The 18,820-nt window shown below is 65.4% G+C and carries 17 protein-coding genes; 13 read left to right on the top strand and 4 right to left on the bottom strand.

Translation table 11 applies throughout. From position 1 onward, the window contains the following. The first annotated feature begins 61 nt into the window (after positions 1–61). The 5 genes from JWJ88_RS00730 to JWJ88_RS00710 all read left to right on the top strand — a co-directional run bounded on the left by JWJ88_RS00730 (position 62) and on the right by JWJ88_RS00710 (position 5,096). Positions 62–1,426: an MFS transporter gene (locus JWJ88_RS00730; RefSeq protein WP_205294215.1), complete on the top strand. Its 1,365-nt coding sequence runs from the start codon at positions 62–64 to the stop codon at positions 1,424–1,426. Continuing rightward, positions 1,423–2,295, top strand: coding sequence for a penicillin-insensitive murein endopeptidase (gene mepA / locus JWJ88_RS00725; protein ID WP_205294214.1), 873 nt, complete (start codon positions 1,423–1,425; stop codon positions 2,293–2,295). Before JWJ88_RS00730 ends, mepA begins: the two co-directional genes overlap by 4 nt. After that, complete coding sequence (locus tag JWJ88_RS00720; RefSeq protein ID WP_205294213.1) at positions 2,268–3,254, top strand: esterase-like activity of phytase family protein; 987 nt, start codon at positions 2,268–2,270, stop codon at positions 3,252–3,254. The genes mepA and JWJ88_RS00720 overlap by 28 nt, the downstream gene beginning before the upstream one ends. Beyond that, positions 3,251–4,384 (top strand): serine hydrolase domain-containing protein, encoded by a 1,134-nt coding sequence (locus tag JWJ88_RS00715; protein WP_205294212.1) that lies wholly within the window; start codon positions 3,251–3,253, stop codon positions 4,382–4,384. Before JWJ88_RS00720 ends, JWJ88_RS00715 begins: the two co-directional genes overlap by 4 nt. A 97-nt stretch (positions 4,385–4,481) precedes the next feature. After that, a complete protein-coding gene (locus JWJ88_RS00710) occupies positions 4,482–5,096 on the top strand; it encodes a VUT family protein (RefSeq protein WP_205294211.1) in 615 nt (204 codons plus the stop codon). 387 nt (positions 5,097–5,483) lie between these two features. Here JWJ88_RS00710 and JWJ88_RS00705 read toward each other — a convergent pair whose 3' ends face one another. After that, on the bottom strand, positions 5,484–6,665 hold the full coding sequence (locus JWJ88_RS00705; RefSeq protein WP_205294210.1) for an acetyl-CoA C-acyltransferase family protein: 1,182 nt from the start codon (positions 6,663–6,665) through the stop codon (positions 5,484–5,486). Positions 6,666–6,771: 106 nt separating this feature from the next. Here JWJ88_RS00705 and JWJ88_RS00700 point away from each other — a divergent pair, with 106 nt between their 5' ends. The 5 genes from JWJ88_RS00700 to JWJ88_RS00680 all read left to right on the top strand — a co-directional run bounded on the left by JWJ88_RS00700 (position 6,772) and on the right by JWJ88_RS00680 (position 10,332). Further along, positions 6,772–7,128: a winged helix-turn-helix domain-containing protein gene (locus JWJ88_RS00700; RefSeq protein ID WP_205294209.1), complete on the top strand. Its 357-nt coding sequence runs from the start codon at positions 6,772–6,774 to the stop codon at positions 7,126–7,128. Positions 7,129–7,194: 66 nt separating this feature from the next. Continuing rightward, positions 7,195–7,935 carry a molybdate ABC transporter substrate-binding protein gene (gene modA / locus JWJ88_RS00695; protein WP_205294208.1) on the top strand — a complete coding sequence of 247 codons (741 nt, stop codon included), beginning with the start codon at positions 7,195–7,197 and terminating at the stop codon, positions 7,933–7,935. Beyond that, positions 7,932–8,624, top strand: a complete 693-nt coding sequence (gene modB / locus JWJ88_RS00690; RefSeq protein WP_205294207.1) for a molybdate ABC transporter permease subunit — start codon at positions 7,932–7,934, stop codon at positions 8,622–8,624. Before modA ends, modB begins: the two co-directional genes overlap by 4 nt. Beyond that, positions 8,624–9,679 (top strand): molybdenum ABC transporter ATP-binding protein, encoded by a 1,056-nt coding sequence (gene modC, locus JWJ88_RS00685; protein ID WP_205295083.1) that lies wholly within the window; start codon positions 8,624–8,626, stop codon positions 9,677–9,679. Before modB ends, modC begins: the two co-directional genes overlap by 1 nt. Positions 9,680–9,753: 74 nt before the next feature. After that, positions 9,754–10,332 (top strand): transglycosylase SLT domain-containing protein, encoded by a 579-nt coding sequence (locus JWJ88_RS00680; RefSeq protein ID WP_205294206.1) that lies wholly within the window; start codon positions 9,754–9,756, stop codon positions 10,330–10,332. A gap of 114 nt (positions 10,333–10,446) precedes the next feature. Here JWJ88_RS00680 and JWJ88_RS00675 read toward each other — a convergent pair whose 3' ends face one another. After that, entirely contained in the window at positions 10,447–11,043 is a 597-nt protein-coding gene (locus tag JWJ88_RS00675; protein ID WP_205294205.1) for a LolA family protein, read from the bottom strand. 89 nt (positions 11,044–11,132) lie between these two features. After that, entirely contained in the window at positions 11,133–12,356 is a 1,224-nt protein-coding gene (locus tag JWJ88_RS00670) for a UbiH/UbiF/VisC/COQ6 family ubiquinone biosynthesis hydroxylase (RefSeq protein WP_205294204.1), read from the bottom strand. A 130-nt stretch (positions 12,357–12,486) separates the two neighbouring features. Between JWJ88_RS00670 and JWJ88_RS00665 the strand changes: the two genes are divergently transcribed. The 3 genes from JWJ88_RS00665 to JWJ88_RS00655 all read left to right on the top strand — a co-directional run bounded on the left by JWJ88_RS00665 (position 12,487) and on the right by JWJ88_RS00655 (position 17,801). After that, positions 12,487–13,812, top strand: a complete 1,326-nt coding sequence (locus JWJ88_RS00665; protein ID WP_205294203.1) for an amidase — start codon at positions 12,487–12,489, stop codon at positions 13,810–13,812. Positions 13,813–13,940: 128 nt separating this feature from the next. Then, positions 13,941–15,134: an aminotransferase class I/II-fold pyridoxal phosphate-dependent enzyme gene (locus tag JWJ88_RS00660; protein ID WP_205294202.1), complete on the top strand. Its 1,194-nt coding sequence runs from the start codon at positions 13,941–13,943 to the stop codon at positions 15,132–15,134. Between the two features lie 3 nt (positions 15,135–15,137). Then, positions 15,138–17,801 (top strand): DNA translocase FtsK, encoded by a 2,664-nt coding sequence (locus tag JWJ88_RS00655; protein WP_205294201.1) that lies wholly within the window; start codon positions 15,138–15,140, stop codon positions 17,799–17,801. Positions 17,802–17,887: 86 nt separating this feature from the next. Here JWJ88_RS00655 and JWJ88_RS00650 read toward each other — a convergent pair whose 3' ends face one another. After that, on the bottom strand, positions 17,888–18,781 hold the full coding sequence (locus JWJ88_RS00650) for an alpha/beta hydrolase (protein WP_205294200.1): 894 nt from the start codon (positions 18,779–18,781) through the stop codon (positions 17,888–17,890). Positions 18,782–18,820: the final 39 nt, after the last annotated feature.

The following is an 18,820-nucleotide window of genomic DNA, read 5'->3' as shown; positions in this document are numbered from 1 at the left end:
CTCTGGGGCCTTATGCGCGCGGTTTGCGCGGCGCATGACTGCAACCGGTGGGCGAGGGAACATGAGCATGGAACGCAGACGCATCTGGGGCTGGTGGTTCTTTGACTGGGCCAGTCAACCCTTTGCGACCCTGCTGATGACTTTCATCTTTCCGGTCTATTACGCCCAGATCGCCCGGCAGCATTATGTCTCGCAGGGCCTGTCGCCCGAAGCGGCGGGGGCCGCGGCGCAGGCGCTATGGGGTTACGGGCTGGGCATTTGCGGGATCATCATCGCTGGTCTTGCGCCGGTGCTGGGTGCCATCGCCGACAATACCGGGCGCCGGCTGATCTGGGTCTGGATTTTTTCCGCCCTCTACGTCGTGGGCTCCTGGGGGCTGTGGTTCCTCATCCCGGACCAGCCGAACCTGTATCTGGCGATCCTGTCCTTTGGGATCGGGCTGATCGGCATGGAGTTCGCCACCATCTTTACCAATGCCCTGCTGCCCGGCTTAGCACCGCATCAGGAAATCGGCCGCATCTCTGGCTCGGGCTTTGCCTTCGGTTACCTGGGCGGAGTGATCTCGCTGGCCGTGGTGCTGCTGTTTCTGGCCGAGAATGCGCAAACCGGACATACCATGCTGGGGATTGCCCCCTTGTTCGGGCTCGACCCGACGCTGCGCGAAGGGACGCGGGCCGCCGGACCGTTCACCGCGCTGTGGTATCTGGTCTTCATGATCCCCTTCGCGCTTTGGGTGCCCGAGGCACCGGGTCCGCGCCGCCCGCTGCGGATCGGCGTGGCGATGGCCCAGCTTTGGCGCCTGCTCGCCAGCCTCCGGCATCGGCATTCGCTGGCTGCCTGGCTTGCCTCGTCCATGTTCTCGCGCGATGCGCTGAACGCGCTTTATGCCTTTGGCGGCGTCTATGCCGCCACGGTGCTGGGCTGGCCGGTGTTCCTTGCCGGTGTCTTTGGCGTGGTCAGCGCCGTTTCGGCAGCGGCAATCAGTTGGATCGGCGGTCGCGCCGACCGCCGCTGGGGTCCCAAGCCCGTCATCATCATCTGCACGCTGGTCCTGATCCTCGTCTGCATCCTCGTCACCGGGATGAGCCGCCAGCATGTCCTGGGCCTGCCCGTGCCGGATGGTTCGCGCCTGCCGGATGCGCTGTTCTTTCTGTGCGGGGCGCTGATCGGCGGGGCGGGTGGGGCGCTGCAATCTGCCAGCCGGACGATGATGGTGCGTCATACCACGCCCGAACGCGCAACCGAGGCCTTTGGCCTTTACGCGCTTTCCGGCAAGGCGACGGCGTTTCTGGCGCCCTTGCTGATCGCCATGGTGACGGATGTGACCGGCAGCCAACGGCTCGGCATCTCTCCGCTTATCGGGATGTTCCTTCTGGCGCTGATTCTGCTAGGCTGGGTCAAAGCAAAAGGAGAGGCCGCGCAGTGATCCGCAAATTCCTGACCGCCGCCGTGCTGGCGTTGACCGGGGTTGGCATTGTCCAGCCCGCCAGTGCCGACCCGCTGGCCCGCAGTGTCTTCGGCGCCGTTGCCGGCCCGACCGCAGGCAATCCAGTCTCGATCGGGTTTTATTCCAAGGGCTGCGTCTCGGGCGCGGCGCAACTGCCGGAATCCGGCCCGACCTGGCAGGCCATGCGCCTGTCCCGGAATCGCAACTGGGGTCATCCCGAGCTGGTCAACTTTCTGATCGGCCTGTCGGGCGCCGCGCGTCAGGCCGGCTGGCAGGGGCTTTATGTCGGCGACATGGGCCAGCCACGCGGCGGCCCCATGACCTCGGGCCATGCCAGCCACCAATCGGGTCTTGACGCCGATATCTGGATGCTGCCCCCGCAAAGCCTGAAATTGACGACCACGCAGCGCGAAAAAATCTCGTCGCAATCAGTGGTGAATAAGGCGGGCACTGCACCTTCGTCACTGTGGAGCGGCACGCATATGGCGATCATGCGCGCAGCCGCCCGCGACCCGCGCGTCGAGCGTATCTTTGTCGATCCGGTCGCCAAGGTGGCCATGTGCCAGATGGAGACCGGCAACCGCGCATGGCTGCGCAAGGTGCGCCCGCTGAACGGCCATGATTATCACTTCCACGTCCGGCTGACCTGCCCCGCGGGCTCGGTTTGCCAACAGCAGGACCCGCCCCCGCCCGGCGATGGCTGCGCCGAGGCCGCAGAATGGATCAAGAATCGCATCGACCCCAGCCGCGTCAAGCCGGTGCCGCCCGATCCGAACTATCGTCACCCCCGCAGCTATCGGCTGAGCGAGATGCCCCGTCAATGCCAGGTCGTCGGCACCGCCCGCTAAGACGCAGCGGCTGGGTCAGCAGCACGACAGCGATCCGGGGCCGCCTGTCGGGCCTTGCGCTGTCGCTGTCGCTGATACTGCTGTCCGTTTCCTCGGCTTGCGCTGCCGATCCTGCACCGCAACCCGCGTCCTGGCCGGCGCCCAATGTGGAATACGTAGCCACCTACGTCTGGCGGATGGAGGACGAGACCTTCGGTGGCTTCTCGGGCATCGAGATCAGCGCCGACGGCCGCCACTTCACCGCGCTGTCCGACCGTGCCACGATTCGCTGGGGCAGCGTTCAGCGTGATGCGCAAGGCCGCATCCGCGGGCTTGACCTGGCCGGTCAGGCGCGTTTGCGCGATAGCGACGGCAAACCGCTCAAGCCCGGCTGGCAGGGCGACAGCGAAGGGCTGGCCATCGCCGAGGACGGCACGATCTGGGTCAGTTTCGAGGGGCTGACCCGCGTGGCCCGCCATGACACGCCCGACAGCCCCTCGAAGCCGCTGCCCCGCCCCCCCGAATTCAAGGCGATGCAGCGAAACTCCTCGCTCGAGGCGCTGGCAATCACGCCAGACGGCACGCTTCTGACCCTGCCCGAGCGGTCTGGCGCGCTGACCCGGCCCTTTCCCGTCTGGCGCTGGCGCAACGGCGAATGGGACCAACCCTTTTCAATCCCGCGTTCGGGCGACTGGCTGGCGGTTGGGGCTGACATCGGCCCCGACGGGCGCTTCTATCTGCTGGAACGAGATTTTAAAGGCCTGCTTGGCTTTCGGTCTCGCGTCCGACGCTTTGACCTGGGCGAAAGCGGCGTCTCGAATGAGCAGGTGCTGCTGGAATCGCGCCCGCTGCAATATGACAATCTGGAAGGCATCTCGGTCTGGCATGACGGACAGGGAATCCGTATTACTCTGATTTCGGATGATAATTTTGGCTGGCTCCAGCGTACGGAACTGGTCGAATACCGAGTGACGGAATGACCCTATCCGTCACCATCGCCGCGCTGGATAACGCCATCGACAGCGCATTGGCCCAGCGGCGGATTGTCGGATGCGTGGTGCTTTTGGCTCAGGACGGTCGCCTTGCCTATGCACGCGCCGAAGGATTTGCAGATCGCGAGGCCGGGCTGCCGATGCAGCAAGCGACCTGGCTACGCTATGCTTCGGTTTCCAAACCCTTCACCACCGTCGCGGCGCTGCGGCTGATCGGCATGGGCCGGCTGTCACCCCAGGATCCGGTGACGCGATGGCTGCCCGACTTCACCCCAGCCCTGCCCGATGGCAACCGACCCGTAATCACCGTCGACCAATTGATGTCGCATCTGGCGGGGCTCGATTATGGCTTCAACCAGCCGCCGGACGGACCCTATGCACGGGCCGGCGTTTCGGACGGCATCGGTGATAGCGGGATTTCGCTGGCCGAGAACCTGCGCCGCATTGCCTCGGTGCCGCTGGACCGGATGCCCGGCACGCGCTGGCGCTATTCGGTGGCGACCGACGTGCTGGGTGCGGTGATCGAGGCAGCGGCGGACATGCCCTTGCCCGAGGCCATGGCGCAACTGGTGACCGCCCCCTTGGGCATCGAGGCCGGGTTCCGGGCGCCCGCGACCGCCGATCTGGCCGTGAGTTACGCAGATGCCCGCCCCGAACCGCAACGGATGCGCGGCCCGACCCGGCTGGCAAAGCCGCTGCAGCCCGAGCAAACCTATGCCTTCCTGCCCGAGCGTATCCACGATCCCTCCGCCTATCCCTCGGGTGGCGGTGGGATGGCAGGGACGGCTGAAGCCGCGCTGACGCTGCTGGAAACCCTGCGGGCGGGCAGCTTCCTGGGGGAAAGCCTGCGCGCCGAGGCGCAGCACAACCGTATCAACCAACGCCACCCGCTGCGCGGCCCCGGCTGGGGTCATGCCTGGGCCGGGGCGATCATCACCGACACGGACCGGGCGGGTATCGGCCTGCCTCGGGGCAGCCTCGCCTGGGGCGGCATCTACGGCCACAGCTGGATCATCGATCCCGCCCGCAACCGTTGCCTCGTCGCGCTGACCAATACCGCGGTCGAGGGCATGAACGGTGCCTTCGCGACAGAGATTACCGCGGCGGCGGCTGCATGAGCCGCGTATATGCGTTGACATAGGCCGCGCGCAGACCTATGCAGCCTCGCCCCGATGGGGCCGAGTCTCCGCAACCTTGCCAAAACGGAAAACAGATATGTCCCGTCTTCTTCCCGGCGTCATCGCCATGGCCACCGTCGTTGTGGCCTCGAACATCCTGGTCCAGCACCTGCTGGGCTCCTGGCTGACATGGGGCGCGCTGACCTATCCGGTCGCCTTCCTCGTCACCGACATCATGAACCGGGTCTACGGTCCGACCGCCGCGCGCAAAGTGGTCTATGCCGGCTTCGTGACAGGGGTGCTGTGTTCGGTGGTCGCGGCGGGACTGGACAAGACCACGCTGCGCATCTCAGTCGCCTCGGGCGCTGCTTTCCTTTCAGCACAGTTGATGGATATCTCGGTTTTCAATCAGTTGCGAAAATACAACTGGTGGCTGCCCCCCTTGGCGGCAAGCATCGCCGGCTCGATATTCGATACCACGGTTTTCTTCACCATCGCCTTTGCCTCGCAACTGACGCCTATCTTCCCCAACGACGATGTTTCTTGGGCGAATGAGCTGGTTCCGCTGCTGGGACACGGTCCGGTTTTGCCGCTTTGGGTTTCGCTCGCAGTGGCCGACTGTGCGGTAAAGCTCGCGCAGGCAATCCTTGCACTGGTTCCTTTCCGCATCGTCGTCGGAAATTTGATCCAACGCCGGGTGCAAACCCATTGACTGGTCATGGTTCTGTGGCAGGCTGGACCCATACGGCAACTTATTGAAAGGAGGTGGTCCAGTGTCGAGAGTGATATTGGAGAGAGGTGTCGGGACAGTCAGGGGGGCCGTGGCCTGAGGGCAATCCCAAGGGTCGTAAACCTTGGCTGGGACGGCGGGCACCAACCCTAACCGGACCATCTCCGTGGATCTCGCGGGCCGTTCTGCTACAGGGCGGCCCGTTCCATTTTGGGCTCTGCCTGGCATGGTCTAGTCCAACGGCAAGGCGGTTCAGGGGTATTTAGACAACGAAGAAATACCCTGGACTTCTTCGTTGCCCAAATACCCATTCAACAGCACAACAGGAGGATCCGGCCCCGGATAGAAAGGGACCGGATCAACGCAGGATCAGATGCGCTCGATGGCAAGGGCAATCCCCTGGCCGCCGCCGATGCACATGGTGACAAGCCCCTTGGTCCCGCCAGTTCGCATCAACTCATACATCGTCTTGACGGTAATGATGGCGCCCGTAGCGCCAACCGGGTGACCCAAAGCAATGGCGCCGCCGTTCGGATTCACCTTGGCGGGATCAAGCCCCAGTTCCTTGTTCACGGCCAGCGCCTGCGCTGCAAAAGCCTCATTCGATTCGATCACGTCGAAATCACCTGCCTTCAGGCCGGTGCGGCGCAGCAGCTCCTGAACCGCAGGAACCGGACCGATACCCATGACCTCGGGCCGCACGCCAGCGACCGCATAGCCGAGAATGCGAAACAGGGGCCGCGCGCCCGCCGCCGTTGCGGCATCGGCACGGGCCAGCACCAGCGCCCCCGCACCGTCGTTGATGCCCGACGCATTACCCGCCGTCACCGTGCCGTCCTTTTGGAATACGGTTTTCAGGCCGGCGAGCTTTTCCAGATCGGTCGATTTCGGATGTTCGTCCGTATCAAAGGCCACCGTCCCCTTGCGAGTTTTTACCTCGATGGGAACAATCTGTTCATGGAAACGCCCCTCGGCGATGGCCGCGGCTGCACGGCGTTGGCTTTCCAGGGCGAACTCATCCTGTGCCTGACGCGAGATATCATGCTCGCGCGCGACGTTTTCCGCCGTTACGCCCATATGGCCGGTGCCCATGGGGCAGGTCAGCGCGCCCACCATCATGTCGAGCATCTGCACATCGCCCATCTTGGCGCCGAAGCGCGCCGACGGTACGGCATAGGGGGCGCGGCTCATGGATTCGGCCCCGCCCGCCACCGCGAAATCGGCATCACCCAGCATAAGCGACTGCGTGACCGAGACGATCGCCTGCGCTCCTGAACCGCAGAGCCGGTTTACGTTCATTGCCGGCGTGGTGTCTGGCACCCCCGCATCCAGCATCGCCACCCGCGACAGGTACATGTCGCGCGGCTCGGTATTGAGCACATGGCCGAACACCACGTTGCCGATGCGGTCGGCACCGATGCCGGCGCGCTCGATTGCGGCGCGAGTGACCGCGGCAGCCAACTGGATCGGAGGCACGCCGGCAAGGCTGCCGCCGAAAGTGCCGATGGCCGTCCGCGCCCCCGACAGAATGACGATATCGTTGTCAGGCATGATTCCCCCCGATTCACGTTGAAATAATGTTACTGGTAGAACCGCGATAGCATATCGGAAAGACCTGACCCCTTGCGACCTTGCGGAAAGACGGCAAAATGCCGGCATGACACAAGATCCCCGTATCAGCCTCCGCCTGCACTTCAATTCCGGCCTGACCTTTGGACGCGGCAAGGCCGATCTGTTGCAGTCCATTGACGAAGAGGGTTCGATCTCGGCCGCCGGTCGGCGGATGGGGATGAGCTATCGCCGCGCCTGGTCCCTGGTGGAAGAGATGAACGCGCATTTTGTCGCACCTCTGGTGGACAGCAGCCGCGGGGGCGCCAAGGGCGGCGGCGCCGTCTTGACTGAACAAGGCCGGCAGGTGCTGGCCGATTACCGCGCGTTGGAGACCTTGCTGCGCGAGCAGGGCGATCAGCAACTGACCCGGCTTCGGGCAGGGCAGCAGCCTGTTTCAAAGTAAATAACGGTTGCCAGCCACGGCAGCATTTGGTTATGTCCATTAAAACACAACGGATGGACCTGCCCGATGCGCCTCTCTTTCATCGCCGCCGCCCTGATCGCGTTTGCCCCCGCCGCGCAGGCGGATCAGTTCACCATATTCGCCGCCGCCAGCCTTAAGGATGCGCTGGACGAGATCGCCACCGATTGGCAGAAAAACCACGATGATACGGTGGTTATCTCTTATGCCGGCAGCTCGCAGCTGGCCAAGCAGATCCAGAAGGGCGCGCCGGCCGACCTGTTCATCTCGGCCTCGACGGGATGGATGGATGCGGTGCAGGAGTCGGGCGACATCGACGTTGCGACCCGCAGGGATATTCTGGGCAACACGCTGGTGCTGGTCGGCACCGGCACGCCGGCCGAAGCAGCCGTGACCGATCTGCCCACCCTGCTGGGCGATGGCAAGCTGGCCATGGCGCTGATCGATTCCGTGCCCGCCGGGCAATACGGGAAAGAGGCCCTGACCTCGCTTGGTCTTTGGGACAAAGTCGAAGGGCAGGTCGCACAGGCCGACAACGTCCGCGCCGCGCTGAAACTGGTCGCCACGGGCGAAGCGCCACTGGGCATCGTCTATGGCAGCGATGCGGTAGCCGAGCCGGGCGTGGGCGTCGTCGCGACCTTCCCGGCGGACAGCCATGAGGAAATCACCTATCCTGCCGCGGTCACCACGGTCGCCGGCACGTCGCAAGCCGCTGTTTTCCTTGATAGCCTGTCGCAGGGGCCGGCGAAGTCGATCTTTGAGACGCAAGGCTTTACCGTCACGCAATGATACTGACCGACTGGCTTGGGCCGCAGGAATGGCAGGCTGTGCGCCTGTCCCTGCGGGTCGCCGCCGTAGCAACGCTGGCGAGCCTGCCCCTGGCCATTGCCGTGGCATGGCTGCTGGCACGGCGGCGCTTTCCGGGCCACGGGCTGGTAAGTGGCATCGTGCACCTGCCATTGATCCTGCCTCCGGTCGTGACCGGCTACATGCTGTTGATCACCTTTGGCACCCAGGGGCCGGTTGGCAGCCTGCTGAAACCCTTGGGCATCGTCTTTGCCTTTCGCTGGACCGGCGCGGCACTGGCCTGCGCCATCATGAGCTTTCCACTGATGGTGCGTGCGATCCGGCTGGGCTTTGAAGCCGTCGATCCAAAGCTTGAGCAGGCGGCCGCCACGTTGGGCGCCCCGCGGGTCTGGATCTTCCTGACCGTCACCCTGCCGCTTATCATCCCGGCAATTCTGGCCGGCGCCACGCTAGGCTTTGCCAAGGCTATGGGCGAATTCGGCGCCACCATCACCTTTGTCTCGAATATTCCGGGCCAGACCCAGACCCTGCCCTCGGCCATTTATGCCCTGTTGCAAGTGCCCTCGGGCGAGGCGGCGGCAATGCGGCTGGTTATCGTTTCCGTGGTCATTGCAATGGGTGCGGTGCTGATTTCCGAATGGCTGGCATGGCGCATGGCGGCACGGCGCTGATGCTGGAGGTCACCTTTCGCCACAAGTTTCCCGGTCTGGCGCTGGATGTCGCATTCGACGCGCCGGGCGGGGTGACGGCGCTTTTCGGCCCCTCGGGCTGCGGCAAAAGCACCGCGATCAACGCCATTGCCGGGCTGATGCGCCCCGATCAGGGACGGATTTCGCTGGACGGGCACGTGCTGTTCGACGACCGCACTAACCTGCCGCCACAGGCCCGGCGCATCGGCTGCGTTTTCCAGGATGCGCGGCTGTTTCCGCATATGACCGTGGCGGCGAACCTGCGCTATCCCTCGCGCTGGCGGCGGGGTGCGGCACGAGACTTTGACCGCATCGTCGAGATGTTGGCGCTGGGACCGCTGTTGCAGCGCCGCCCCGGCACACTGTCGGGGGGCGAACGCCAGCGCACTGCCATCGGCCGGGCATTGCTGTCGGACCCGGCGCTGCTGGTGATGGACGAGCCGCTGGCCGCCCTGGACGAGACCCGCAAGACCGAGATCATGCCATGGCTGGAGCGGCTGCGGGACGAAATCCGCCTGCCGATCCTTTACGTCAGCCACTCGGTCCCCGAGGTGCTGCGGCTGGCGACCACGGTTGTCCTGATGCGACAAGGACGGGTGATCCACTCCGGCCCGTTGACCGCGATTCTTGCCGATCCGGAACTGGCTCCGCAACTGGGCGCGCGCGAGGCCGGCGCCCTGATCCACGCCACGGTCGAAGGCCCCGAGGCGGACGGCATGACACGGGTGACAACGGCTGGCGGGCCGATGCTGCTGCCCGACCTGAACCTTGCCCCCGGACGGGTGCTGCGCCTGCGAATCCTTGCGCATGAGGTGATCCTTGCCCGTGCAGCCCCGCAGGGCCTGTCGGCGCTGAACATCCTGCCCGTCACGGTGACTCGGGTACAGGACGGGCTGGTGCAACTGGCGCTGGGGACCGATCAGCAGCATGAGCGGATGCTTGCACAAATCACCCCGCGATCGGTCAAGGCGCTGCAATTGCAACCGGGTAGCACCTGCCACGCCATCGTCAAATCGGTCTCGGTCCTGCGCAGCTAGGCCGGGTCGAGGCTTTGTCATTTGCGCGCGCCCGGAAAATTCGCTTATTCTGCCCACAAAAACATGAGGGCAGTATGAACAGGTTTCTAAAGCTCGCCATCGTCGGGCTGGTTGCCTCTTGCGGAGGGGGCGGGAACTACAAGGCACCGCGCAATCTGGAAAACGCCTGCGCCATCGCGTCGGAACGTCCGGCTTATATGCGCGCCATGAAGGCGACCGAGCGGCGATGGGGCGTGCCGGTCCATGTCCAGATGGCGACCATCCATCAGGAATCGAAATTCATCGGCAACGCCCGCACGCCGCATCAATATGCGCTGGGGATCATTCCCATCGGGCGGCAAAGCTCGGCCTATGGCTATAGTCAGGCGCTGGACAGCACCTGGGACGATTACCGCAAACAGACCGGCAATCGCGGTGCGCGGCGCGACAATATCCGCGACGCCACCGATTTCATGGGCTGGTATATGAACGATACGGCGCGGGTGCTGGGTGTTTCCAAATGGGATGCCGGCGCGCAGTATCTGGCCTATCACGAAGGACGCTCGGGCTTTGCCAGAGGCTCGCATAATTCGAAGCCTTGGCTGATGAACGTGGCCGGCAACGTCCAGACCCGGGCCGAAACCTATCGCGCCCAGCTCGCCTCTTGTCGCTAAAGCATTTCCGGCAAAGCGGATATCCGTCTTGCGCCGGGAAATGAGAAACAAAGATCTACAGCATTTCTGCGCTTTACCGAAATGCTGTAGACGCAGGTGAAGCGCGTCGCCCGGCTATTTGCGCCGGGCGATTTCGTTCTGGATGGCAAAGGCCGAGGCGGGAATCGAAACCCCGGTCTGCATGTCGCCCAGAATCACCGTGGTGCGCTTGCCGGTGTCGTCGGTCACCACCCATTGCCGCAATTGGGTCGGATTGGCGGTAAAGACCATCTGGATATTGCCATATTCCGGGTGCTGCGGGTCCTGCGCGGTCACCACGGTGGTATTCTTCTGCTCAGTATGAGCGGTCACCATGCGCGCCCGGCTCAGGTCGACGTTCGGGGCCAGGATCAGCGACAGCGGGGTCTTGGACAACGGATATTGCTGCGGCTCACCGCGCGTCTTGCCATCGAAAACCGCGACGTTTCCGGCCGAGGCCATCACCAGCGTGTTGTCGCCCTTGTATTCGAAACGCACCCGCTGCGGGCGCTGGATATAGACCACCCCGGTCGAGATCGAACCATCCGCATTCACCTGCGTGAAATCCGCCTTGGCGGTCTTGAGGTTGTTGAGATAGCGCGAAATATCGTTCAGAGGGATTTTCTCGGCCAAGGCCGGAAAGGCCAGGGCCAGGCAAAGGACGGGCGCAAGGGCGAGCGTTTTCAGTTTCATGAGCGGAATGATACCGATTCTCCAATGACTTGCACATCACGTTCCTTGGATGCGCGCCACCTGAACGCTGACGATGGCGTGAGCGTTCCCTAAAGCCGTTGCCCGGTCAAAAGGCGGGGCATCGGCTCCAGCTTCAGCCCCGCGGCCTGCCGCATGAAACCGCGCCGCAGCGGCGGGATGGCATCGACCAGACCCATACCGATTTCACGCGCGGCCCGCAGCAGCGGATTGGCATTGGAAAACAGCGCGTTCACCCCATCCATGCCCAGCGCCAGCGCGGTGGCATCCGGTCGCCGCCAATCCTGATAGCGCGCCAGAACAAGCGGGTTGCCGATATCCTCGCCCCGGCGGCGGGCGGTGACCAGCACTTCGGCCAGTGCCGCCACATCGCGCAGGCCAAGGTTAAGCCCCTGCCCGGCGATGGGATGCACGCCATGCGCCGCGTCCCCGATCAGCGCCACGCGTGGGGCGATATAACGCTCGGCCAGCGTCAGGTTCAGCGGATAGGAAAACCGCGGTCCCGCCAGACTGATCTGTCCCAGGAAATCGCCGAAACGCGGACGCAGCACGGTCAGAAACTCGTGATCCGGCAGCGCCATGATGGCGCGCGCCTGCGCAGCGGTCTCGGACCAGACGATGGAACTGCGATTGCCCGGCAGAGGCAGAATCGCCAGCGGCCCAGTCGGCATGAAATATTGATGCGCGGTGCCGTGATGCGGCAATTCGTGATCGACCGCGGCGACCAGCGCGATCTGGCCGTAGTCGTGGCCCGTGCGCCTGATCCCGGCCCGCGCCGCCACGCCTGATTGCCGGCCGTCCGCGCCGACCAGCAGCGTCGTGCACAGGCAGCGGCCATCCGACAAGGTGGCGTGGATCGCCGCGCCCTGCACCTCTTGCCCGACCACCGAGACCCCGGGCATATGCGCAACGCGCCCCTGCATCGCGGCCAGAAGCGCACGATAAAGAAAACGGTCTTCAAGCATATAGCCCAGCCGGCCCTCTTCGATCTCGGCGCCGTCGAAATGCAGGCCAAAGGGGCCGGCACCTTCGCCGGGCGTTCCCTGCGTCGCCTCGACCCTGCGGATCTCTTGGGCATGGGGGGCAAGATCGCGCCACAGCCCCAGCGCCGCCAGCAACCGCTGCGAGGCCAGTGCCAGCGCATAGGCGCGCCCATCGAATGCCTCGCCAGCACGGGCATCGGCGGGACGGGCATCGACCACGGCCACCGAAAGGCCCGCATCGGCCAGCGCCAAGGCAAGCGCGGGGCCGTTCAGCCCCCCACCAGCAATCAGGATGTCGAAATCGGTCGTCATGCTGCGCAATATGACCTTCGGCGGGACAATGTCCATCTGTGATGGGCCGCGACCAAGCGCATTGCGGGCCTGCCTGTGCCGCGATAGCCTGTGCACCACTCGGCATGTGGGCATTCATCGGGGGAAGTGCATGGATTGGCTCAGGGCGTCTGCGGCGGAACAGGGTCGGGCGATCCTTGCCGGGCTGATAAGCCCGGTCGAGCAGGCCGAGGGATATCTGGACGCCGCAAGCCACCATCCCTATGGCCGCCGCATCTATGCGCGCCTGACGCCCGAACGCGCCCGGGCCGAGGCCATTGCCTCTCATGACCGTGCCCGCGCCGGGCTGCGCCGTGGCTTGCTGGACGGGGTGGCGATCAGTTGGAAGGACAATATCGACAGCGCCGGCACAGCGACCGAGGCGGGCTCGCGCCTGCTGGAAGGCCGCATCCCCCCGCGCGATGCCGCCATACTGGCCGGGGCCACGCTGGATGGGTTGGTCTGCCTGGGCAAGACGCATATGACCGAACTGGCCTTTTCCGGGCTGGGAGTAAACCCGGCAACAGCCACGCCGCCCAACAGCATAGATCAGGAACTCGCACCCGGCGGCTCGAGTTCGGGCGCGGCGGTGTCGGTTGCGCTGGGGCTGGCAGCGGCAGCCATCGGCACGGACACGGGCGGCTCGATCCGGGTGCCCGCGGCATGGAACGGGCTGGTCGGTTTCAAGCCGACCACCGGCGCGATCGACGGCACCGGCGTCGTGCCGCTGTGCCGCCGTTTCGACGTGGCCGGCCCCATCGCCCGCACGGTCGAGGACTGCGCGGAGCTTTTCGCCGTCCTGCGTGGTGAATCCGCGCCCGACCTGACGGGCGCCGAACCGCGCGGGCTGCGGCTGATGGTGCTGGATGGCGTGCCCTTTGACGAGACACGCACGGAACCCGCTACAGCTTTCGAAGATACGGTGAACCGGCTGGCCCGCGCGGGCGCGCGCATCACCCATGCCGCACCGCCCTGCGTGGCCGAGGCCATGGTGCTGGCGCCGCTGCTGTTCGCCCCGGAAGCCTATGGCATCTGGCGCGAACAGATCGAGGCCGCGCCCGAGTTGATGTATCCGCCGATTTTGGAGCGCTTTCGCGGCGGCCAGTTCGTACTGGCGGCCGATTACGTGGCCGCGTGGGAGGAACTCGGCCGGCTGCGCGCCGATTGGGCGCGGCTGGTCGCGGGATTCGATGCGGTGATCCTGCCCACGGCCCCGATCCTGCCGCCTGCGGTGAACCGGCTGCTGACCGAGCCGGAATTCTTTGCCCGCGAAAATCTGCTGACGCTGCGCAACACCCGTATCGCCAACCTGCTGGGCCTGCCCGCGATCAGCCTGCCAACCGGCCATCCGGCTTGCGGCATCATGCTGATGGGGGGGCCAGGCAACGACCGCGCCCTGCTGGCAACCGCCGCCGCAGCCGAGGCGGCCCTGCGCTGATCCCCGGTTTTTCCGGGAAAATCGGGCATCTTGAGGTGCAATATGGCTGCGAAACTCTGGACGCTTGGGGGGATTGCCGGTAATCTTGCCGCAAAACGGGGCGCAACGACCCCGACTGAGAGGCAGCAATGGCAATTCCCGAGCGGTTCGCGAACCTGCCGGATTACGCATTTCCGCGCCTGCGGAAGCTGCTCGCGGGCATCGAGCCCGGGGGCGATCCCATTATCCTGACCATCGGCGAGCCGCGCCACGCGCTGCCCGATTTCGTCGGCCCGGTTATGGCCGAAAGCATCGCCGATTTCGGCAAATACCCCTCGAACGAGGGCACGGCCGAATTGCTGGCCGCGATCTCGGGCTGGCTGGGACGCCGGCACGGGCTGGATGTCGAACCCGCCCGGATCATGGCGCTGAACGGCACGCGCGAGGGGCTGTTCAACGCGGCACTGGCGCTGGCACCCGAACGCAAGAACGGCCAGCAGCCCACAATCCTGATTCCGAACCCGTTTTATCAGGTCTATGCCGTGGCCGCCGCCGCCGTGGGCGCCGAGCCGGTCTTTGTCCCCGCCGTGGCCGAAACCGGCCATCTGCCGCGCTTTGCCGATCTGCCCGCATCGGTTCTGGACCGCGCGACCGTGGCCTATCTGTGCTCGCCCGCCAATCCGCAGGGCAGCATCGCCTCGGTCGATTATCTGGAAGAGCTGGTTGCGCTGGCCGAACAGCATGATTTCCTGATCTTCTCGGACGAATGCTATTCCGAGATCTGGCGCGACACGCCGCCACCGGGCGCGCTGGCGGTGGCCACGCGCATGGGCCTGCCCGACCGGGTGGTGATGTTCAACTCATTGTCGAAACGCTCGAACCTGCCGGGGCTGCGCTCGGGCTTTGCGGCGGGCGGACTGGCGCAGATTGCGCAGATGCGGCGTCTTCGCAACTATGGCGGCGCACCGCTGCCGCTTCCGGTGCAGCGCATCAGCGCCATGGCCTGGGCGGACGAGGGGCATGTGGACACCAGCCGCGCGCTGTATCAGATGAAATATGCCATCGCCGACCGGGTGCTGGGCAATGTGCCGGGCTATCAGCCCGTGCAGGGCGGCTTCTTCCTGTGGCTGCCGGTGCCTGAAAACGTCGGCGACGGCGAGGACGCGGCCAGAAAGCTGTGGGCCGAAGCCGGAATTCAGGTGCTGCCCGGCACCTATCTGGCGCGCGATACCCTCGCCGGCAATCCGGGCCGCAAATTCATCCGCGTGGCGCTGGTGGCGCCGGCGGACCAGACCGAGGCGGCGCTGAACCGTCTGAAAAACTGTTTGTATCAAGGGGGTTGACGCATGGCGAGCTGGCAGGCGAAACACCGCGATCCGCTGTTTGACCAAAGCACGCAAGCGGCGCTGGAACGGCGCGGCAAAGAGCTGCTGGGCGCGGGCCTGGTCATTCTGGGCGTGCTGATCGCGATGATGCTGGTCAGCTATTCCCCCGACGATCCCAGCTTCATGTCGGCCACCGACCAGCCGGCGCAGAACTATCTGGGCCGCTTTGGCGCTTATGTCGCCTCGGCGCTGTTCATGATCACCGGCTTTGGCACCTGGGTTCTGGTGGTCGGTGCCGTCGCATGGGGCCTGCGGTTGATGCTGCACCGGGGCGAGGAACGGCTGATGCGCGGCATCTTCCTGCCCATCGCCATGGTGCTGGTGTCGATCTATGCCACCTCGCTGACGCCGCCGCCGGATTGGACGCAGAGCTTTGGTCTGGGCGGGCATCTGGGTGACATGCTGATGGGCGGCATGCTCTCGGCCATGCCGATGCGGGCCTCGATCGCCATCAAGCTGCTGGCGCTTTTGACCGCGATCGGCACCGTGGCCTTCATGGCATTCGTGCTGGGTTTCGACCGCAAGGAACTGGCCACCATTCACCGATTCCTGCGTGACGGGCTGGCGACTGCCCGCATCCTGGCGCTGCATGCAGTGGACCGGGGCGCGCGACTGTCGTCGGGCGCGGCAAGCGGGCTGAAAACCCGCGCCGAGGCCCGGCGCGGCCGCACTGGCGAAACAGCACTGCCGCAGACCCCGCGCACCGGCCTGCCGGGGCTGCGCCCCGCGCCGGCCCCCTTGGCCGAGGACCGCGAATTCGCGCCGCAATCCGAGTTGATCGACCCCGAAACACATTATGCCGAGGATGACGAGCCGCCCTCGAACGCCGCGATCAGCGCGCGCATCACCGATGCCATCCGCACCCGATCCGAAGGCAAGGGCCTGCTGTCCGCCGTGACCGCCCGCCTGACCGGCGCGCGCCCGGCGACCGCCCGGACCGAACCGCCGCTGCGTTCGGACGAGGACGACGAAGAGGACTATTTCCCCGAACCCGTCACCGCCGCGCCGTTTGGCGCCGAAACGCCGCGGGTCGTGGTGCCGCCGAAAAAGCCCGCCCCTTCGCGTCAGGCGCAATCCGAGGCACAGCCCGCGCTGCGCTTTGACGAGGCGGCCAGCAATTACGAACATCCGCCGCTGTCTCTGCTGGCTGCCCCCACGACCGTCGAGCGCCACCAGCTTTCGCAAGAGGCGCTGATGGAAAACGCCCGCATGCTGGAGGCGGTGCTGGACGACTATGGCGTCAAGGGCCAGATCACCGAGGTCCGCCCCGGCCCGGTGGTCACGCTTTACGAGTTGGAACCCGCTCCGGGGCTGAAGGCCAGCCGGGTGATCGGCCTTGCCGACGACATCGCCCGCAGCATGTCGGCACTGGCGGCGCGCGTATCCACGGTGCCCGGCCGCACGGTAATCGGTATCGAACTGCCCAACGCACGTCGCGAAAAGGTGGTGCTACGCGAGATCCTCGCCTCCAAGGCTTATGGCGACGGCACCCAGCCGCTGCCGTTGGCGCTTGGCAAGGATATCGGCGGCGGGCCGGTGGTCGCGAACCTTGCGAAGATGCCCCACCTGCTGATCGCCGGGACCACCGGCTCGGGCAAGTCGGTGGCGATCAACACCATGATCCTCAGCCTGCTCTACAAGCTTTCCCCCGAGGAATGCCGGCTGATCATGATCGACCCGAAAATGCTGGAGCTGTCGGTCTATGACGGCATCCCACATCTGCTGTCCCCGGTCGTCACCGACCCCAAGAAGGCGGTCGTCGCGCTGAAATGGGTCGTGGGCGAGATGGAGGAACGCTATCGCCGCATGTCCAAGATGGGCGTGCGCAATATCGAGGGCTATAACGGCCGCGTGCGAGAGGCGCTGGACAAGGGCGAGATGTTCAAGCGCACCGTCCAGACCGGCTTCGACGAGGACACCGGCGAACCCGTCTTCGAGACCGAGGAATTCCAGCCCGAGACCTTCCCCTATATCGTGGTGATCGTCGACGAGATGGCCGACCTGATGATGGTCGCCGGCAAAGAGATCGAGGCCTGCATCCAGCGTTTGGCGCAGATGGCGCGGGCCTCGGGGATTCACCTGATCATGGCGACGCAGCGGCCCTCGGTCGATGTCATCACCGGCACGATCAAGGCGAACTTCCCGACCCGGATCAGCTTTCAGGTCACCTCCAAGATCGATTCGCGCACCATTCTGGGCGAACAGGGGGCCGAGCAGCTTTTGGGTCAGGGGGACATGCTCTACATGGCCGGCGGTTCCCGCATCACCCGCGTCCACGGGCCTTTCGTTTCCGACGAAGAGGTCGAAGAGGTCGTCAACCACCTGAAATCCTTTGGCCCGCCGACCTATATGTCCGGCGTGGTCGAGGGCCCGGACGAAGAGCGCGCCGACAGCATCGATCAGGTGCTGGGCCTGTCCACCGGCGAGGGCGGCGATGCCGAGCTTTACGATCTGGCGGTGGCGATCGTGGCCAAGGACCGCAAATGCTCGACCAGCTATATCCAGCGCAAGCTGGCCATCGGCTATAACAAGGCCGCGCGACTGGTCGAGCAGATGGAAGAGCAGGGTATCGTCACTTCGGCAAACCACGTCGGCAAGCGCGAAGTGCTGGTGCCAGAGGTCTGATCGGCGCAAAACAGGGGATTAGGGCCGGGCCGTCGCGCCCGGCCTTTTTCGTTGCATGCGGGGCGGGGCGAAACGCCCGCGCACCCTTAGCCGGCGCGCTGACCCAGATGCAGTTCCAGCGCCTCGCGGGCGGCGGGGCGGATAAGCGAACCGTGGTTTTCATCGGGATGCGGGTGGTGGGTCAGCTCCAGCCCCGGAATGCCTGACAGCGGCCCCAGGATCGGCGGTGGCTTGGCCGTGGTCGCCCCGCCCCCAGAGGTGGAAATCAGCAGCGACACGGCTGGCTTCAGTTCACCCCCCGCCGCCCGGATGCCGCCGCGAAAGGCGCGCGCTTCTCGCAGGGGTTCGCCCGCGTTCCACCAGACCGACGGATCGGCAGCGGCATAGCGCGCAAAAAGGCCGGGCCGGGTGAACAGCGCGTTCAGCACGAACAGCCCGCCCAGCGAATGGCCGAACAAGGTCAGATCGCCCGCATCCAGCGGAAACCGGCGGGACAGTTCAGGCAACAGCCGGTCGGCGATCACCGCAAGAAACGCCTCTTGCCCGCCGGTCGGATTGCTGCCGGGACCCCGCAATCCGGGTTGCGGTGGAACCGGCTCTTTCCCCGGAGAGGTCAGATCGAACCAGCGCCGGGTAGGCTCAAACCGGGTTTCGACGGGATAGCCGATGCCGATCAGCGCCACCGGCGCCTGCGGGGCCAACTGTTCGCGCAAGTGCCACAGGATCGGAAAGGTCGCATTGCCATCCAGCGCCAGAATGGCAGAATATCCGCCCGATGGGGCCGGAACCTGCGGCAAACCGACGAAGATCCGCCATGGCGCTTCGGCCGGGCCAAGATCGAAATGGCTGGCACGCGGATGTATGATCCGCTCGGCAGGTTCCATGCCGCGCGGCCTGCGATCCTGTGCCCGGGCCATGCCGCCCGCCACGGCGATCAGCGAAGCAGCCAGAACGCTGCGGCGTGAAAGGGGGTGGTGCATGGTCGCCTCCGGTCATCCGCGGGCTGGCGGAAATCGGGC

Origin of the sequence: Paracoccus methylovorus, assembly GCF_016919705.1 — a bacterium.
Taxonomy (GTDB): Bacteria; Pseudomonadota; Alphaproteobacteria; order Rhodobacterales; family Rhodobacteraceae; genus Paracoccus; species Paracoccus methylovorus.
This window is presented reverse-complemented; position numbering and strand designations above follow the sequence as displayed.

Coding starts and splice junctions, on each gene's coding strand:
- JWJ88_RS00720 (WP_205294213.1), top strand. CDS start 2,268: ATGCCAGGTCGTCGGCACCGCCCGCTAAGACGCAGCGGCTGGGTCAGC.
- JWJ88_RS00700 (WP_205294209.1), top strand. CDS start 6,772: ATGACACAAGATCCCCGTATCAGCCTCCGCCTGCACTTCAATTCCGGC.
- JWJ88_RS00655 (WP_205294201.1), top strand. CDS start 15,138: ATGGCGAGCTGGCAGGCGAAACACCGCGATCCGCTGTTTGACCAAAGC.
- JWJ88_RS00705 (WP_205294210.1), bottom strand. CDS start 6,665: ATGCCTGACAACGATATCGTCATTCTGTCGGGGGCGCGGACGGCCATC.
- modB (WP_205294207.1), top strand. CDS start 7,932: ATGATACTGACCGACTGGCTTGGGCCGCAGGAATGGCAGGCTGTGCGC.
- JWJ88_RS00665 (WP_205294203.1), top strand. CDS start 12,487: ATGGATTGGCTCAGGGCGTCTGCGGCGGAACAGGGTCGGGCGATCCTT.
- JWJ88_RS00670 (WP_205294204.1), bottom strand. CDS start 12,356: ATGACGACCGATTTCGACATCCTGATTGCTGGTGGGGGGCTGAACGGC.
- JWJ88_RS00650 (WP_205294200.1), bottom strand. CDS start 18,781: ATGCACCACCCCCTTTCACGCCGCAGCGTTCTGGCTGCTTCGCTGATC.
- modA (WP_205294208.1), top strand. CDS start 7,195: ATGCGCCTCTCTTTCATCGCCGCCGCCCTGATCGCGTTTGCCCCCGCC.
- JWJ88_RS00660 (WP_205294202.1), top strand. CDS start 13,941: ATGGCAATTCCCGAGCGGTTCGCGAACCTGCCGGATTACGCATTTCCG.
- JWJ88_RS00680 (WP_205294206.1), top strand. CDS start 9,754: ATGAACAGGTTTCTAAAGCTCGCCATCGTCGGGCTGGTTGCCTCTTGC.
- JWJ88_RS00715 (WP_205294212.1), top strand. CDS start 3,251: ATGACCCTATCCGTCACCATCGCCGCGCTGGATAACGCCATCGACAGC.
- JWJ88_RS00675 (WP_205294205.1), bottom strand. CDS start 11,043: ATGAAACTGAAAACGCTCGCCCTTGCGCCCGTCCTTTGCCTGGCCCTG.
- modC (WP_205295083.1), top strand. CDS start 8,624: ATGCTGGAGGTCACCTTTCGCCACAAGTTTCCCGGTCTGGCGCTGGAT.
- JWJ88_RS00730 (WP_205294215.1), top strand. CDS start 62: ATGAGCATGGAACGCAGACGCATCTGGGGCTGGTGGTTCTTTGACTGG.
- JWJ88_RS00710 (WP_205294211.1), top strand. CDS start 4,482: ATGTCCCGTCTTCTTCCCGGCGTCATCGCCATGGCCACCGTCGTTGTG.